Raw genomic sequence first — 17,121 nt, forward strand, 5'->3', positions numbered from 1 at the left:
CTAAAGCGCCTTTTGATGCGGAATAAATGCCACGATAAGGCAATCCCATATAACCCGCAATCGAGGTAATATTGATAATTAAACCCGATTTTTGTTCCCGCATTTGAGGCAAAACCGCTTTCATCACTTCAATTGGACCAAATAAATTCGTCTCAAAATTATTTCGGATTTCTTCTGTTGGAATTTCTTCAATTGGACCAGTTATTCCAACACCAGCATTATTAATTACGATATCCAATCGTCCTGATTTCTGGATAACTTCAGCAACACAATTGACAATACTTTGCTTATCGCGAACATCTAAAGCTACTAATGGAAATATCGAATTGGTGATTTTTTCAGGATTTCGGCTTGTGCCATATACTACAAAACCTTTTTGGTGTAAAAACTCACCAATTGATTTTCCAATTCCTGATGAACCACCTGTAATTAATACTACTTTACTCATTTTAGTGTGAATTATACTGCGAAAATACGGCTTTAAATTATTTCAAAGAAATTCCTAACCCAACTTTCTCCGAAAGCAACACTTTTCCTTTTTCAATCGTGCTACCAAAAGCGATGTCGTTGGCAATTAAATTCGCGCCATCTAAATCTACATAATCCACTAATGGAACTAGAACAGAACCGGCTGAAATTCCTACAGTAGATTCGGTCATGCAGCCTATCATGATTTTGAAATCATTTGCTCTTGCTTCTTTAATTAGTTCTAAAGCTGGAGTTAATCCGCCCGTTTTGACTAATTTGATGTTGATGGTTTTATAATGCGATTTTAAATCGGAAAGTTTTGTTTGTTCTTGGCAATCTTCATCGGCCATCCAATTCGCAAATTTAGAAGCATTCAAATGACTGTAATTTGAAATTCCAGTTTTCATGGGTTGTTCAATATAAGTAAATTGAGCTGATAAAGGATTTTCTTCCAATTGCTTACATTCTGAAATAGAGAAACTTCCGTTGGCATCTAAAGCGATTTCTTTTTCGCAATTCAACAATAAATCCAATGCTTTTTCATCGTAATGATTCCATTTTACTTTGAATTTATTCCAATCGGATTTTGCGATTTTTTGCAATTGCTCTTCTATTGGTGCGACGCTTATGGTGATGGAAGATTCAGGTAATTGTTGTATTTCAATCGAATTTAATTCTAAGAAACTCTTGTTTTCTAACTTCCCGAATAAATCCCAATACGCACAATCTAAAGCCGATCGCAAAAAAGAATGCAATTGTAAACTTTTTAAAAAAGTATAAAATTCGATTGGATGATTTATGGATTGTTTTTCGATTTGGGTTTGAATTTCGGCTAATTTCTGAGTGAAATCGGCTAAATTAATTCCGTAGTAATCAATCGCTGTACATTCGCCAAAACCAGTTTTTCCGTTTTTGGAAAGCGAAACAATTAAGGCTTCTCTAAACGAGTAACTTCCATAACTAATTGAAAACGTTTCTTTTAGTTGTAAGCGAACAATTTGCCAAGTGATGTGCATAGGAATTAGAATTGGTGTAAAAATAAAAAATCTCCACAAAGGGAGATAACAATTCAAAAGAAATAAAAAATGGCAAGCGACCTACATCGCACCGCTACAACCACATACCTTTGCTGTGTTCCCACCCTGGAGGAGTCTGCAGGAGCTGGTCGTGTAGGACTTGCCGATGCAAATATACAACCTTTTTATATTTTTGCAAGGCAATTGTGAGTATAAAAAATCATTGTATATTTACGGTAATAAATATTTCAACCATGTTAAAAGTTAAGCTATTCGCTTTCATAGTTTTAGGCGTAATTTCTACGTCATGTAAAGAAGATGAAAATGCATTAAAAAATTTATTTTCGATTGAAAATTCTACTATAAAACCGATTCTTAAGTTAGAAGAAAGTATTGATTTGGTCTTACAAAACAAAGAAAATAAAACGATTGATTCAGTTGTTTACTACATTAACGAAGTTAAAATTGGTTCGGTAAAAGGAAACGAGAAATTACCTTTCGCCTTGAACAATCAGAAACTAGGAAACCAAACGATTAAAGCTTTAGTTTATTTTGAAGGACAAAATATTGATATCTCTTCAGGATTTTCAATTTATGCTAGTGCTGAACCAAAGATTTTGAATTATAAAATTGTCAACACATATCCTCACGACATAAATGCTTACACGCAAGGTTTTGAATTTTATAATGGCGTATTATTAGAAGGAACTGGTCAATATAAAGAATCAACGCTAAGAAAAACCGATTATAAAACAGGAAAAGTTACCGAACAAATTAAATTAGAAGATAAGTATTTTGGAGAAGGAATAACGGTTTTAAAAGACAAAATATATCAATTGACTTGGAAGGAAAAAACAGGTTTTATTTATGATGCCAAAACCTTCAAATTAGAAAAAACGTTTTCATTTGAAACAGAAGGTTGGGGAATCACCAATGATGGTGAAAAATTATATATGAGTGATGGTTCTGAAAAAATCTATATTTTAAATCCTGAAACCTTTAAAGTAGAAGATTACATTAACGTTTATACAAATGGTGCTAAGATTGAAGCGGTTAATGAAATGGAATGGATTAATGGAAAAATTTGGGCAAACATTTACCAGAAAGATGCAATAGCTGTAATTAATCCAAAAACAGGTGCTGTTGAAAACGTAATCAATTGTCATGATTTAAGAAGCAAAGTAACACAACACCAAGAATTAGATGCGTTCAATGGAATTGCATACAACCCAGCTACTAAAACGTATTTTGTTACGGGTAAAAATTGGGATAAAACTTTTGAAATCAGTATAACAGAATAAAAATTCAAACCATTAACAATATAAATAGATATAAAAAAAACCGACTCTCGTCGGTTTTTTTTTAGTTTATAGCTTTGGCTTTTTCGTTTTGGCCAGTAACCTCATACGCCATTTTTAATATCGTCTTGGTATTTTCATCTGATGGATTAATAGCATACGCTTTTTCAAAGTCTGGAATTGATTTTGCAAACATTTCTTTTCTTTTTTTCATTAATTCATCATATTTCTTTTTATCTGCTCTAGAATTATTGATTTCATTTACTAATTTTTCATCATCAGCTAAACTAGAAAATCCAGCATTAAAATATATATTAAACTCACCAGTCTTAAGTTCTTCGTCGTTTGGAAGTAATTTTCTTGCTTCTGAATAAACTGCTTTAGCTTTTTCATTCTCTCCATTTTGAGAATATACTAAGGCTAAAATTTTATAAACCTCAGCTTTAGTAGTATTATTTTTAACATCTCTAGGTTTTTCATGACTTCCTAAACTAACAAACTTAGAACGCTCTTCTTTAGAGTTAAATTCTTCTTCTTGCTCGTTAACCTTATTAACGGCGTAATAAATAGTTCCATTATTTAAATAATCACTATTTATATAATCTTCATAAACTTTTTGAGCTAATTTATAATCTGATGCTTGAATAGCTAAAATTGAAGCATTTTTTAAAGATTTACCTTCTGTTTTAGGATCAAATAAGTACAAATTATAGAACAAAACAGCAGCTTCCTTAAATTTAGAAGAGCCATTTAAATTTAAAGCTAAATTGGCAATGCTCTTTTTAAAAACTTCTTTAGCTTTAACTAAATCATCTGTCAATATTTTTTTATCTGTTCCCTTTTCAAACTCAATAGTTTCATCTACTACTTTTCCATATTGATTAATATACTCTTGAGTAAATAAACTCAACTTATCTTGTTCTGTAGCTTTATCTCCTTTAGAATTTAATGCTACATAAGGATAAATAGTTTTGTAAAATTTAGCATAAACCTTATCTCCCTCTTCAGACGCCAAAGATTCTAAGGCATCACTTGCTGATTTATAAGCAGTTAAATCTTTTTCAGAAAGAACATCTTTACTGTAAATTTTCTTTAACGTTTTTAATTCATCTTTTTGAGCAAACGTTGCAACAGATAACAATACTGTTGCACTTAAAATTAATCTTTTCATTATATTATACTTTGTTAAACAAAAGCCCAAATATATTTTGGGCCTTATTAATTTATTCATGTGAATCGTTATTTTCAGTTTCAATATCTGTGCCATTTTCAACATCACCTTCTAACTCCTCATTTTCAGACTCGTCTTCACGCAATACTTTAGTTACAGCAGCAATTGAATCATTTCCTTTAATATTAATTAATCGAACTCCTTGGGTAGCTCTTCCCATTACACGTAAATCAGAAATTTTCATTCTAATCGTTAATCCTGATTTGTTGATAATCATTAAATCATCTTCATCAGTTACATCATTTATCGAAATTAACTGACCTGTTTTTTCAGTAATGTTAAGTGTTTTAACTCCTTTTCCACCTCTATTTGTGATTCTGTACACATCTTCTCCATCCTCGTCAACTAACTTAGTACGTTTTCCGTAACCGTTTTCAGTAACCACTAAAAGTTGAGATTCATTTACATGATCTTTATCGACAGAAACCAATCCAATTACTTCATCTTTTTCATCGGCTAATGTAATTCCTCTTACTCCAGATGCCGTTCTACCCATTGGACGCGTTTTTTCTTCTTCAAAACGAACTAACTTACCTGATTTCACAGCAATTAATACTTGACTGTTTCCAGTAGTTAATTTTGCTCCGATTAATTCATCGTCTTCTTTGATAGTGATGGCGTTAATACCATTTTGACGTGGACGAGAATATTGTTCAAGCGGCGTTTTCTTAACTTGACCTTGTTTCGTAGCCATAATAACATAATGACTGTTGATGTAATCTTGGTCTTTCAAGTCTTGAGTACAAATAAACGCTTTTACTTTATCGTCTTGTTCAATGTTAATTAAGTTCTGAATTGCACGGCCTTTACTTGCTTTGGTTCCTTCTGGAATTTCGTATACACGCATCCAGAAACATTTTCCTTTTTGAGTAAAGAACATCAAATATTGATGATTTGTAGCAACAAATAAATGCTCAAGGAAATCTTGATCACGTGTAGCCGAACCTTTTTGGCCCACTCCACCTCTATTTTGCGTTTTATATTCTGATAAAGAGGTACGTTTGATATAACCCGCATGAGAAATGGTAACTACTACACTTTCATCCGCAATTAAATCTTCGATACTTACATCACCACCAGCGTACTCGATTTGAGAACGACGCTCGTCTCCATATTTATCTTTAACTTCAATCAGTTCGTCTTTAATTACTTGCATTCTCATTTCTTTGCTTGCTAATAATTCTTTCAAATAAGCAATCAATTTCATGATTTCTTCATATTCTGCACGTAATTTGTCTTGTTCAAGACCTGTTAATTGTCTCAAACGCATTTCTACGATGGCACGAGCTTGAATTTCAGATAAATTAAATCTTTCGATTAATTTTGCTCTAGCTTCATCTCCATCTTTAGACGAACGAATTAATGCAATTACTTCATCAATATTATCTGAAGCAATAATTAAACCTTCTAAAATATGCGCTCTTTCTTCAGCTTTTCTTAAATCGAATTGTGCTCTTCTTACTACTACATCGTGACGGTGTTCTACGAAATGATGAATCAAATCTTTTAAATTCAACATTTCCGGACGACCTTTTACCAATGCAATATTATTCACACTGAAAGAAGATTGTAATTGGGTATATTTATAAAGTGTATTTAAGACTACATTGGGAACCGCATCACGCTTTAATTCATAAACGATACGCATTCCATTTCTGTCCGATTCATCACGGATGTTTGAAATACCTTCAATTTTTTTCTCATTAACTAAATCAGCCGTTTTCTTAATCATTTCGGCTTTATTCACTTGATAAGGAATTTCGGTAACAATGATAGCTTCTCTACCATTAACTTCTTCAAAACCAACTTTAGCACGAATAACTATACGACCTCTACCCGTTTTGAATGCTTCTCTTACTCCTTCATAACCATAAATAATTCCTCCTGTTGGAAAATCTGGTGCTTTTACATGTGTAATTAACTCATCTATATCAATATCGTTATTGTCAATGTAAGCCAATGTTCCATCAATAACCTCAGATAAGTTGTGAGGTGCCATGTTTGTAGCCATACCTACAGCAATACCCGAAGCACCATTAATCAATAAGTTAGGAATACGCGTTGGCATTACTGTTGGTTCTTGCAACGTATCGTCAAAGTTCAATTGGAAATCCACTGTTTCTTTTTCGATATCAGCCAACATATCTTCCGATATTTTCTTCATTCTAGCCTCGGTATAACGCATCGCTGCTGGACTATCGCCATCAACAGAACCAAAGTTACCTTGACCATCAACCATTAAGTAACGCAAACTCCATTCCTGAGCCATACGAACCATGGCATCGTATACTGAACTATCACCGTGTGGGTGATATTTACCTAAAACCTCTCCTACAATTCTAGCCGACTTTTTGTGGGCTCTATTCGAAAGAACTCCTAATTCATACATTCCGTATAAAACTCTACGGTGTACAGGCTTTAAACCATCTCTAACATCAGGAAGTGCACGTGACACAATAACAGACATCGAATAATCGATGTAAGCTGATTTCATTTCATCCTCAATGTTAATAGGAATTAACTTTTCTCCTTCTGACATAAGTATTTATATTAAAATTATATATTAGTACTAAAACGTGCCAATATACGGCTTTTTGAACTTTTAGCACAAATTTTAAACCACTTATTTCGAATTTTTATTAACAATTTTGTTTACAAAATTGGTTATAAAATGAAATACAATTTCTTTCATTTTTAATTTTTTTTTTGTCATTTAGCATGACAGTACTTTTAGAGGCACGGTTTTTGAAAAAACACTAATAAATTTGTAATTTTACAATCATTACTATAATTATTATGGACGATAATTTTTCACCAAGAGTTAAAGATGTAATTACCTACAGTAAAGAAGAAGCTTTACGTTTAGGTCATGACTTTATTGGTACTGAACATTTAATGCTCGGGATACTAAGAGACGGTAATGGTAAAGCAATAAATATTTTAAACAACTTAGGAATAGATTTATCTCATCTAAGAAAAAAAGTTGAAATTCTGAGCCCTGCCAACCCTAATGGAATTCAAAATTTAGAAAAACAAAATTTACATCTTACTAGACAAGCCGAAAGAGCTTTGAAAACCACATTTTTAGAAGCTAAATTATTCAATAATTCTGAGATTAGCACAGCACATCTTTTGTTGTGTATTTTAAGAAATGAAAATGACCCTACAACAAAATTATTGAATAAAATAAAAATAGATTACGAAACCGTTAAAGAGCAATATACAGCCATGATGACAAATGAAGACGATTATTTAGAAAATTTACCGAAAGCAGAATCGTTCAACGATGATAACGGAAATGATGAAGGTATGAAAGACAGTGGCTTTAGTAACACTCCTCCTTCTGGAAGCAAAACAAACAAAAAATCTAAAACTCCTGTTTTAGATAACTTTGGTCGTGATTTAACTGAAATGGCTGAAGAAGGAAAATTAGATCCAGTTGTTGGACGCGAAAAAGAAATTGAACGTGTTTCGCAAATCTTAAGCCGAAGAAAGAAAAACAACCCTCTTTTAATTGGAGAGCCTGGAGTTGGAAAATCAGCAATTGCTGAAGGTTTGGCTCTACGAATTATCAAGAAAAAAGTATCTCGAAATTTATTCAACAAACGTGTCGTTACACTTGATTTAGCAAGTTTAGTAGCTGGAACAAAATACCGCGGTCAATTCGAAGAACGAATGAAAGCGGTAATGAATGAATTAGAGAAAAACGACGATATCATTTTATTCATTGACGAAATTCACACTATTGTTGGTGCGGGTGGCGCAACTGGTTCACTTGATGCTTCTAACATGTTTAAACCAGCATTAGCTAGAGGTGAAATTCAATGTGTTGGAGCAACAACTTTAGATGAATACCGTCAATATATTGAGAAAGATGGCGCATTAGAAAGACGTTTCCAAAAAGTAATTGTAGAACCAACATCTGTTGAAGAAACGATTACGATTTTGAATAATATCAAACCTAAATACGAAGATCATCACAACGTAATTTACACGCCTGAAGCTATTGAAGCTTGTGTGAAATTAACTAATCGATATATGACTGATCGATTCCTTCCAGACAAAGCTATTGACGCTTTAGATGAAGCGGGTTCTCGTGTTCATATCATCAATATTGATGTTCCAAAGCAAATTTTGGAATTAGAAAAAAAATTAGAAGAAGTTCGCGAACTTAAAAACACAGTTGTAAAAAAACAGAAATACGAAGAAGCAGCTAAACTTCGCGATGATGAAAAACGCATCGAAAAAGATTTGGCAATCGCGCAAGAACAATGGGAAGAAGATTCCAAAAACAACAAAGTAACCGTTACAGAAGATAACGTTGCGGATGTAGTTTCTATGATGACGGGAATTCCTGTAAATCGTATTGCTCAAACTGAAAGTAATAAATTAGCTCACTTACCAGAACTAATTAAAGGTAAGGTAATTGGACAAGACGAAGCAGTATTGAAAATTGCAAAATCTATCCAAAGAAATCGTGCCGGATTAAAAGATCCAAACAAGCCAATTGGTTCGTTTATTTTCTTAGGTCAAACCGGAGTTGGTAAAACACAATTAGCAAAAGTTATTGCAAAAGAATTATTCGATTCAGAAGATGCACTAGTTCGTATCGACATGAGTGAATACATGGAAAAATTTGCAATTTCTCGTTTAGTTGGAGCGCCTCCAGGATACGTTGGATATGAAGAAGGTGGTCAATTAACCGAAAAAGTAAGAAGAAAACCATATTGTGTAGTACTTTTAGATGAGATTGAAAAAGCGCATCCAGATGTATTTAACATGATGCTACAAGTTTTAGATGACGGACATTTAACCGATAGTTTAGGTCGTAAAATCGATTTTAGAAATACGATTATCATCATGACTTCAAACGTTGGTGCTCGCCAATTAAAAGATTTTGGAACTGGAGTTGGATTTGGCACGGCTTCTAAACAAGCACAAACCGAAGAACATTCTAAAGGAATTATCGAAAATGCCTTGAAAAAAGCATTTGCTCCAGAATTCTTGAATCGTATTGATGATGTAATAATATTCAATGCACTAGAAAAACATGATATTGATAAAATTATTGATATCGAAATGGATAAATTGTATTTAAGAGTTAAAGATTTAGGCTACACGCTTGTTCTTTCTGAAAAAGCAAAAGATTTCATTGCCGATAAAGGTTTCGATAAGCAATTTGGTGCCCGACCTTTAAAAAGAGCCATTCAAAAATATGTGGAAGATGCTCTTGCTGAGGAAATCATCACACATAAAATTCATGAAGGCGACCAGATTTTCATGGATTTAGATGAAAGTAGTCAAGAACTCAAAATAGAAATTAAAAAACTAGAAGAACCAAGCTCTTAAGCTTGGTTTTTTTTTATTTGCAGAAATGATAATTGTATTAAAAAAAATACTACATTAGTTCTAAATTACAATTCATTTATGCAAGACAAAGTTATCGTAGGAAGTGAAGAATGGTGCTCCTTCCCTGCTCTAGGTATTCCAACTATCAAAGCTCGTGTTGACTCGGGTGCAAAAACATCAGCATTGCACGCCATCAATATTGTTACATTTGAAAAAGACAGCGAGAGTTGGGTTAAATTCGATATCAATCCTATACAAAATAATGCAAAAGCAGTTATTCATTGTGAAGCCCCTTTAATTGACAAAAGAGTAGTTAAAAGTTCCAGTGGTTTCAGAGAACAGCGCTATGTAATTAAAACCAAACTTGAAATTGGTGGCAAAACTTGGGAAATTGAGGTTACTTTAACTAATCGCGATTCAATGGGTTTCCGGATGTTATTAGGTCGTGAAGCTATGTCAGGTCGTGTTTTAGTCGATCCTGAAAAACGCTATTTATTAGGGCAACCTACAACCGAAAAACTTAAAGAATATTATTACGCTGCAACAGAAAACAAAAAAGGATTAAAAATTGGTTTATTAGCTAGTAATCCTGAATTATACAGCAACAAACGCATTTTAGAAGCGGGCGAATTAAGAGGTCATGAAATGCATTTCTTAAACTTGAAATACTGCTACATGAAATTAGATGCTACAAAACCTGAAATCCATTATCGTGGTGGAAAAGTATTGAATGATTTTGATGCCGTAATTCCAAGAATTCGTCCTAGCATGACGTATTATGGTTGCGCTTTGACACGTCAATTTGAAGCTTTAAAAGTATTTGCTTTAAACAATGCTTCTGCTATTACGCAATCGAGAGATAAATTATTTTCATTACAATTATTATTAAACAATGGAGTTGACATTCCTACTACTGGATTTGCCAACTCTCCTTTAGATACTGACGATTTAATTAAAATGGTTGGAGGTTCGCCTTTGATTGTAAAATTATTAGAAGGAACACAAGGAAAAGGTGTCGTTTTGGCAGAAACTAAAAAAGCAGCTGAATCCGTAATTAATGCTTTCAAGAGTTTAAATGCTAATATTTTAGTTCAGGAATTCATAAAAGAAGCCAATGGTAAAGATTTGAGACTCTTTGTTGTAGACGGAAAAGTTGTAGCAGCCATGCAACGTGAAGCCGCTCCTGGAGAATTCAGAGCTAATATTCACATGGGAGGAACGGCCTCAGTTGTAAAAATTACTTCTGATGAAAAGAGAATTGCTATTAAAGCCGCTAAAGCTATGAATTTAAAAGTAGCAGGAGTGGATATTATTCGTTCGTCTAAAGGTCCTTTGTTGCTAGAAGTTAATTCTTCTCCCGGATTAGAAGGAATTGAAGGCGCAACTCAAAAAGACATCGCTGGAGAGATGATTAAAGCCATTGAGAAAAACTTTAAGTGGAAATAATATGAAAAAGCAATATTCAGTTCCATTAGTTTTATTTCTGTTAGGAATGGCAATAACAATAATTGGCTCTCTGTTTAAACTCATGCATTGGCCTGGTGCAAACATCATGTTAACAATTGGAATGTTCGCCGAAGCAACTGCTTTAATAAGTCTTATTGTTATAGTTTTTAAAAGAATTAAATGAATCCGTATATCGACATCACATTAAGAAGTGTAGCTGTTTATTTTTTTATGATAATTGCTTTGCGAATATTTGGAAAAAAAGAGCTTTCACAGCTTAATACGGCTGATGTTATTTTGATTTTATTGATTAGTAATTCCGTCCAAAATGCAATGGTTGGCGCTAATACTTCTTTGTATGGAGGAATTATAGCTGCTTTTTCACTTTTTTTAATCAATTCTATTTTTAAGAAAGTGATGCTGAAGTCAAAATTCATCAAAGAATTAGTTCAAGACAAACCTGAAGTTTTAATACACAACGGAAAAATTGAGTTCAAAACCCTTGCTCGATTAGGGATTACATCAGAAGAACTTGAAGAAGCCATGCGTGAACACGGAATCGAATATTATAAAGACGTAAAATTAGCCATGTTTGAAATCGATGGAAATATTAGTATCATTTCAGGTAACGAGAATTTAAAACAAACCCATCACAAAAGGAAAATTCATAAAACATTAGGTAAACTAAACAATTAATAAAAATTTATTATATAGTTTAATCAATAAAAAAAATTATGCACATCATCAGTAAAATTCTAATTGTAATCATAGCTTTATTTCACCTGTATTTTCTATGGCTTGAAATGTTTGCTTGGACAACTAGTGCCAAAAAAGTATTCCGAACCATCCCAGAAGATTTATTTGAAAAAACAAAAGTTTTAGCCGCTAATCAAGGTTTGTATAACGGATTTTTATCTGCAGGATTACTTTGGTCTTTGGCTATTTCGGATGAAAATTGGAGCCAAAATATTGCTCTTTTTTTTCTTTGCTGTGTGACAGTTGCTGGAATTTTTGGAGCTTATTCCGCTTCTAAGAAAATATTTTATGTTCAAGCGCTTCCAGCAATTATAGCGATTATTACCATTTTATTTTTATAAAAAAAGCTCAAGAATTTCTTGAGCTTTTTAGTTTTATACTACTTTGTATTAATCTTCCATTTCAATTTGAAAGCTATTCAAAAACGAAACTGATTTTTCAATATCGTAATGCAGAATTCGATCTTCTGATACAAACGAAACTTCTTCTCTGTACGATTTTACAAAACTTTCGATAAACTCACTTGATTTTAATGGTCTTCTGAATTCTAAAGCCTGTGAACCGTTTAATAATTCGATAGCTAAAATACGTTCTACATTTTCAACAATACGTAAGGTTTTTGTTGCTGCATTAGCACCCATACTCACGTGATCTTCTTGTCCGTTTGAAGAAACAATACTATCAATACTTGCTGGTGTAGCTAATTGTTTGTTTTGACTTGCGATACTTGCCGCTGTATATTGTGGTATCATGAAACCTGAATTCAATCCTGGATCGTTTACCAAAAACGCTGGTAAATTTCTCAATCCCGAAATCAATTGGTAGGTTCTTCTTTCCGAAATACTTCCTAATTCTGATAACGCTATTCCTAAGAAATCTAATGCTAAAGCTAAAGGTTGTCCGTGGAAATTTCCTCCTGAAATAATTAAATCTTCTCCAACGAAAATATTTGGATTATCGGTTACCGAGTTGATTTCAGTACGGAATACTTTCTTAACATAATCAATCGTATCTTTTGAAGCACCATGCACTTGTGGAATACATCTAAACGAATATGGATCTTGCACATGTACTTTGGGTTGCGCAATGATTTCACTATCTTCTAGCAAATCGCGCATTCTTTCCGCAGTTTGTACTTGACCTTTGTGTGGGCGAACTAAATGAATCAAATCTGTAAATGGTTCAATTCTTCCATCAAAACCTTCTAATGAAACGGCTCCAATTACATCGGCTAAATAGGAAATTTTCTCAGCTTTAATCAAACAGTAAACGCCATAAGCGCTCATGAATTGCGTTCCATTCAATAACGCCAATCCTTCTTTTGATTGTAAAACGATTGGTTCCCAACCAAATTTTGCTAATACTTTTGAAGCTGGCTGTCTGAAACCATCAACATAAACTTCACCTTCTCCTAACAAGGGTAACGATAAATGCGCTAAAGGAGCTAAATCGCCCGAAGCGCCCAACGAACCTTGTGTATAAATTACAGGTAAAACATCATTATTATAAAAATCAATCAAACGTTGCACTGTAACCAACTGAACACCTGAATGTCCGTAGCTTAACGATTGGATTTTCAATAACAACATGATTTTTACAATGTCATGTGGTACTTCTTCTCCAGTTCCGCAAGCGTGCGATTTTACCAAATTCTCTTGAAGTTTTGATAAATTTTCATTCGAAATTTTCACATTACATAACGAACCAAAACCGGTGTTGATTCCGTAGATTGGTTCAGAATTCGACTTCATTTTATCATCTAAATATTTTCTACATTTCTCAATGTTTACAATAGCTTCCTCTGATAGTGCCAATTGCTTTCCTTGAAAAACAATCTCGTTAATCATATCGATAGACAATAAATCTGAACTTATATAATGTGTAGTTTCCATTTGGTTAATTTTAAAAGTCCAAAATTCTGCAAACAATTGTTAAAATGCAAGATTTATCAGCATTATTAACAAAAAATAAATAGTTCTCAAATTTTAAGGCAAATCGCGGTGCATTTTTAAGAATTTTCAATAAATTAGCGCATTCAAAAAATACAACATCAAATCATGAAAAATACAGCGTTAACGCACATTCACGAAAGTTTAGGAGCTAAAATGGTTCCGTTTGCTGGATACAATATGCCAGTTCAATATGAAGGAGTAAATGTAGAACACGAAACCGTTAGAAATGGCGTTGGTGTTTTTGATGTTTCTCATATGGGAGAATTTTTCTTAAAAGGAGAAAACGCATTGGCTTTAATTCAGAAAGTAACTTCAAATGACGCTTCTAAATTAGTTGATGGAAAAGCGCAATATTCTTGTTTACCAAATAACGAAGGCGGAATTGTTGACGATTTAATCGTTTATAAAGTTGCCGATAATCACTATATGTTGGTGGTAAATGCTTCTAACATTGAAAAAGATTGGAATTGGATTGCTGAGCACAATGATTTAGGAGTAGACATGCAAAACCTTTCTGATGACTATTCTTTATTAGCGATTCAAGGACCAAAAGCGGCAGAAGCTATGCAATCTTTAACTTCTATCGATTTAACAAATATGGGATATTACACATTCCAAATTGGTGATTTCGCAGGAAAAAGCGATGTAATTGTTTCGGCTACAGGTTATACAGGTTCGGGAGGATTTGAAATTTACTTTAAAAACGAAGATGCGGAATACATTTGGAACAAAGTTTTTGAAGCTGGAGCAGCATTCGGAATCAAACCAATTGGATTAGCTGCGCGTGATACTTTACGTTTAGAAATGGGATTCTGTTTGTACGGAAACGACATCAACGATACGACTTCGCCATTAGAAGCAGGTTTAGGTTGGATTACGAAATTCGACAAAGAATTCACGAATTCAGAAAACTTGAAAAAACAAAAAGAAGCAGGTGTTTCTCGTAAATTAGTTGGTTTCGAAATGGTTGAAAGAGGAATTCCTCGTCACGATTACGAAATTGCTGATGCAAACGGAAATGTAGTTGGAATCGTAACTTCTGGAACGCAATCACCTTCTATGGGAATTGCAATCGGAATGGGATATGTTCCAACGGCTTTAGCTACACCAGATTCTGAAATTTACATTAGAATTAGAAATAAAGATATTAAAGCGAAAGTGGTTAAAATGCCATTTTATAAAAAGTAATCAAGAACAAGTACAAAGACAAGAGCAATTACAAATTTGAAAATTGAACTTGAACTTGTACTTGAACTTGAATTTGTTATTTTTGCAACCTGAAACTTGAAACTTTAAACCAAAAAAGAAATGGGAAGAGCGTTTGAATTTAGAAAAGCCCGTAAAATGAAACGTTGGTCAGCAATGGCTAAAACGTTTACAAGAATTGGAAAAGATATCGTAATTGCCGTAAAAGAAGGCGGTCCAAATCCTGAAACTAATGCACGTTTAAGAGCGGTAATCCAAAATGCGAAAGCAGCGAATATGCCGAAGGAAAACGTTGAGCGTGCCATTAAAAAAGCATCGGATAAAGATACGGCTAACTATAAAGAAGTATTATTTGAAGGCTATGCACCTCACGGAATTGCTATCTTGATTGAAACGGCTACTGATAATAACAACAGAACGGTTGCTAACATTAGAAGTTACTTCAACAAATGTAATGGAACAATGGGAACACAAGGTTCGGTTGAATTTATGTTTGATCATACGTGTAATTTTAGAATTCCAGCAGAAGGACAAGATGTGGAAGAATTAGAATTAGAAATGATTGATTTTGGAGTAGAAGAAATCTTTGCTGACGAAGACGGAATTGTTATGTACGCTCCTTTTGAAAGCTTTGGTGCTATCCAAAAAGAACTTGAAGCTCGTGGTTTAGAAATCTTATCTTCTGGATTTGAAAGAATTCCACAAGTAACGAAAGAATTAACACCAGACCAAGTAGCAGATGTTGAAAAACTATTAGAAAAAATTGAAGAAGACGATGACGTAATGAACGTATATCATACGATGCAAGAAAGCGCAGAGTAATTCTTTTTCTATTTCATATACGAAATCCTCGCAAGAAATTGTGAGGATTTTTTTATATATTAGCTATTATTAATGAGTTAAAAAAAATAAAATGAATACAAGTATTTTGATATCTACATTACAAAGATCTAAAGATAATAAAGAAATTATCTCTATATGGCAATACAATGGTGATAAAAGTTCTATTGTAGGTTATGTTTCAGAAATTAGTGATGATTATATAGGTTTTAGACATTTCACACGTTTTGGAAAACCAGATGGTATAATTTTTATTAAAATAGATAATATTAAAAGTATTGATTTCAATGACGATTATACCAAAGTAATGGAATGTCTGATTCATTATGCAGATATAATTGATAACCCGATAGCGCGGAATTGCATTCCGTGCCCACAAAACAAAAAAATCCCAATCGAAAGATTGGGATTTTTTTATATCTAAAATCAATTACTTGATAATTTCAATTTTTAAAGCTTCTTCTTGGTTAACTGAATCAAAAAAACCTTGTTCGTTCATCCAATCGTCGCTGAATACTTTACTCATGTAACGTGAACCATGGTCAGGGAAAATGATTACTACATTACTGTTAGCGTCAAATTCGCCTTCTTCAGCGTATTGTTTCACCGCTTGGAAAGCAGCTCCAGAAGTATATCCTACGAATAACCCTTCTCTTTTAGCTAATTCTCTTGCTGTGTGCGCACTTTCTTCATCGGAAACCTTGATAAATTTATCAATAACATCAAAATCAGTAGCCGTTGGAATCAAGTTTTTACCTAAACCTTCAATACGGTATGGATAAATTTCAGCGTTATCAAACTCTTTTGTTTCATGGTATTTTTTCAATACTGAACCAAAAGCATCAACTCCCAAAATTTTGATATTTGGGTTTTGCTCTTTTAAGAAACGTGCAGTTCCCGAAATAGTTCCTCCAGTTCCACTACACGCCACTAAGTGTGTAATTTGACCGCCTGTTTGTTCCCAAATTTCTGGTCCTGTAGAGTTATAATGAGCATCAACGTTTAATTCGTTGAAATATTGGTTAATATAAACAGATCCTTTTGTTTCTTCGTGTAATCTTTTAGCAACATTGTAGTACGAACGTTCATCATCTGCAGAAACGTGAGCCGGACAAACATAAACCTTAGCTCCCATTGAACGCAACATATCGATTTTATCTTTTGATGATTTTGAACTCACCGCTAAAATACAATCGTACTCTTTAATGATGCTAACCATTGCCAAACTAAAACCAGTATTTCCTGAAGTAGTTTCAATAATGGTATCTCCAGGTTTTAAGATACCTCTTTTTTCTGCTTCTTCAATAATATATAACGCAATTCGGTCTTTTGTAGAATGACCTGGATTAAAGGCTTCAACTTTTGCATAGAAATTACCTGGTAAATCAGCTGAAACTTTATTCAGTTTGATTAATGGTGTATTCCCAATTAAATCTAATACACTATTATAGGCTTTTATTTCTTCTTTCATATGAAGATACTGTTTGTTTTAATGTTTCCAAAATACTATGCTTTACTAGCATTTTTAGTATTTTATACTTAATTTTTTGGATTGCAAT

The 17,121-nt window shown here is 33.3% G+C and carries 14 protein-coding genes and 1 other RNA gene; 8 read left to right on the top strand and 7 right to left on the bottom strand.

The genetic code is table 11. The annotated features are described in order from the left end of the window. From Q0075_RS02250 to ffs, 3 genes are all read right to left on the bottom strand, one after another. On the bottom strand, positions 1 to 448 hold a 448-nt coding region (locus Q0075_RS02250), incomplete at its 3' end, for an SDR family NAD(P)-dependent oxidoreductase (protein ID WP_297868102.1). A gap of 37 nt (positions 449 to 485) precedes the next feature. Continuing rightward, the gene (locus Q0075_RS02255; RefSeq protein WP_297868103.1) at positions 486 to 1,484 is read right to left on the bottom strand and encodes an enolase C-terminal domain-like protein; all 999 of its coding nucleotides are present in this window, start codon (positions 1,482 to 1,484) and stop codon (positions 486 to 488) included. 67 nt (positions 1,485 to 1,551) lie between these two features. Beyond that, positions 1,552 to 1,650, bottom strand: an RNA gene (gene ffs / locus Q0075_RS02260) — signal recognition particle sRNA small type. Positions 1,651 to 1,738: 88 nt separating this feature from the next. Here ffs and Q0075_RS02265 point away from each other — a divergent pair. Further along, the gene (locus Q0075_RS02265; protein WP_297868104.1) at positions 1,739 to 2,785 is read left to right on the top strand and encodes a glutaminyl-peptide cyclotransferase; all 1,047 of its coding nucleotides are present in this window, start codon (positions 1,739 to 1,741) and stop codon (positions 2,783 to 2,785) included. 61 nt (positions 2,786 to 2,846) lie between these two features. Here Q0075_RS02265 and Q0075_RS02270 read toward each other — a convergent pair whose 3' ends face one another. After that, complete coding sequence (locus tag Q0075_RS02270) at positions 2,847 to 3,953, bottom strand: hypothetical protein (protein ID WP_297868105.1); 1,107 nt, start codon at positions 3,951 to 3,953, stop codon at positions 2,847 to 2,849. 52 nt (positions 3,954 to 4,005) lie between these two features. Next, positions 4,006 to 6,552, bottom strand: a complete 2,547-nt coding sequence (gene gyrA / locus Q0075_RS02275; protein ID WP_297868106.1) for a DNA gyrase subunit A — start codon at positions 6,550 to 6,552, stop codon at positions 4,006 to 4,008. Positions 6,553 to 6,809: 257 nt separating this feature from the next. Between gyrA and Q0075_RS02280 the strand changes: the two genes are divergently transcribed. The 4 genes from Q0075_RS02280 (at position 6,810) to Q0075_RS02295 (ending at position 11,905) form a co-directional block, all read left to right on the top strand. Further along, positions 6,810 to 9,362, top strand: coding sequence for an ATP-dependent Clp protease ATP-binding subunit (locus Q0075_RS02280; RefSeq protein WP_297868107.1), 2,553 nt, complete (start codon positions 6,810 to 6,812; stop codon positions 9,360 to 9,362). A gap of 78 nt (positions 9,363 to 9,440) precedes the next feature. Then, positions 9,441 to 10,808 (top strand): 30S ribosomal protein S6--L-glutamate ligase, encoded by a 1,368-nt coding sequence (gene rimK / locus Q0075_RS02285; protein WP_291106154.1) that lies wholly within the window; start codon positions 9,441 to 9,443, stop codon positions 10,806 to 10,808. 180 nt (positions 10,809 to 10,988) lie between these two features. Further along, positions 10,989 to 11,504, top strand: coding sequence for a YetF domain-containing protein (locus Q0075_RS02290; RefSeq protein ID WP_297868108.1), 516 nt, complete (start codon positions 10,989 to 10,991; stop codon positions 11,502 to 11,504). Positions 11,505 to 11,542: 38 nt separating this feature from the next. Next, positions 11,543 to 11,905 carry a DUF1304 domain-containing protein gene (locus Q0075_RS02295; protein ID WP_297868109.1) on the top strand — a complete coding sequence of 121 codons (363 nt, stop codon included), beginning with the start codon at positions 11,543 to 11,545 and terminating at the stop codon, positions 11,903 to 11,905. A gap of 48 nt (positions 11,906 to 11,953) precedes the next feature. Here Q0075_RS02295 and hutH read toward each other — a convergent pair whose 3' ends face one another. Further along, on the bottom strand, positions 11,954 to 13,456 hold the full coding sequence (hutH, locus tag Q0075_RS02300) for a histidine ammonia-lyase (protein ID WP_297868110.1): 1,503 nt from the start codon (positions 13,454 to 13,456) through the stop codon (positions 11,954 to 11,956). Between the two features lie 165 nt (positions 13,457 to 13,621). Here hutH and gcvT point away from each other — a divergent pair, with 165 nt between their 5' ends. The 3 genes from gcvT to Q0075_RS02315 all read left to right on the top strand — a co-directional run bounded on the left by gcvT (position 13,622) and on the right by Q0075_RS02315 (position 15,986). Continuing rightward, complete coding sequence (gene gcvT, locus Q0075_RS02305) at positions 13,622 to 14,704, top strand: glycine cleavage system aminomethyltransferase GcvT (RefSeq protein ID WP_297868111.1); 1,083 nt, start codon at positions 13,622 to 13,624, stop codon at positions 14,702 to 14,704. A 120-nt stretch (positions 14,705 to 14,824) separates the two neighbouring features. After that, the gene (locus Q0075_RS02310; protein ID WP_297868112.1) at positions 14,825 to 15,544 is read left to right on the top strand and encodes a YebC/PmpR family DNA-binding transcriptional regulator; all 720 of its coding nucleotides are present in this window, start codon (positions 14,825 to 14,827) and stop codon (positions 15,542 to 15,544) included. A gap of 106 nt (positions 15,545 to 15,650) precedes the next feature. Next, positions 15,651 to 15,986 (top strand): hypothetical protein, encoded by a 336-nt coding sequence (locus Q0075_RS02315; protein WP_297868113.1) that lies wholly within the window; start codon positions 15,651 to 15,653, stop codon positions 15,984 to 15,986. A gap of 6 nt (positions 15,987 to 15,992) precedes the next feature. On the opposite strand, the gene Q0075_RS02320 is transcribed toward Q0075_RS02315, so the two are convergent. Beyond that, on the bottom strand, positions 15,993 to 17,033 hold the full coding sequence (locus Q0075_RS02320; RefSeq protein WP_297868114.1) for a cysteine synthase family protein: 1,041 nt from the start codon (positions 17,031 to 17,033) through the stop codon (positions 15,993 to 15,995). Positions 17,034 to 17,121: the final 88 nt, after the last annotated feature.

Source organism: uncultured Flavobacterium sp., assembly GCF_937967675.1.
Classification (GTDB): Bacteria; Bacteroidota; Bacteroidia; order Flavobacteriales; family Flavobacteriaceae; genus Flavobacterium.